The following is an 860-nucleotide window of genomic DNA, read 5'->3' on the forward strand; positions in this document are numbered from 1 at the left end:
ATTTAATTAGAAAGAAATATATAACTCTGTAAAAAATAGTACCTTGTAAAAAATAAATCTATCATTATACTCTATTTTCAGCTAAAATCGTTCGACAAATTACTGATATAAGTTCTTAAATATGCTATAAATTAAAGTATATTATATATACTTGGGGGATTTTATGAATTTAGTAATTGTGAATTTAGTGAACTGGTTTCAAAATATGAAAGATAAAAAATATTTCAATAAAAATAATAAAAATTCAAAGAAATATCATAAATATTACACAAAAATCTATAATTATTATAATGAAATGGAAAGTATGAATAGTGTTAAAAAAATAGAAGTTGAACAGGTCAGAATTAGAGGTCAGTTAGAAAAAAATAATAATCCTTCTACTGCATTGTACATAGCTCTTCTAGCTGTACTTTTTTCATTTTTGTATAATTTTGCATTTGAAACCATAAAAACAGCTTTAAGTACTTTGATAACTGTTTTAAAAATTGAAAATTTAGATATAAATTTAATAGCTAATGTTATATGTCTTTTTTCTTTTTTATTTTTCGTACAAAATATGTCATCTAAAATAGGAGCTTTATATAGAAATGACATACAATTTTATATAACTGCATTAGATGTATTAGAAGATATGAAAAAGAAAAAATTTAGAGAAAGAAAGTATAGAAAAAGAAGGTAACAACTATCTCCAGTTGCTACCTTCTAATCATCAATTCTTAAATTTTGATACACTAAAATTTTTAACTTGAGACTTGAATAACTGTTCAATCTCATCAACTACATTCTGTATCTTATTTTCATATCTTGAATCATAATATATATTTATCTCACCTATGCTATTTATGCTTATAGAATAGTCT

At 22.3% G+C, this 860-nt stretch carries 1 protein-coding gene; it reads left to right on the top strand.

Going from position 1 to position 860, the window contains the following annotated elements:
• Nucleotides 1–163: 163 nt before the first annotated feature.
• Nucleotides 164–679: a hypothetical protein gene (locus KGF50_RS21675; protein WP_227849975.1), complete on the top strand. Its 516-nt coding sequence runs from the start codon at nucleotides 164–166 to the stop codon at nucleotides 677–679.
• The last annotated feature ends 181 nt before the right edge of the window (nucleotides 680–860 follow it).

The sequence above is a fragment of the Clostridioides sp. ZZV15-6598 genome (assembly GCF_020657705.1).
Lineage (GTDB): Bacteria > Bacillota > Clostridia > Peptostreptococcales > Peptostreptococcaceae > Clostridioides > Clostridioides difficile_F.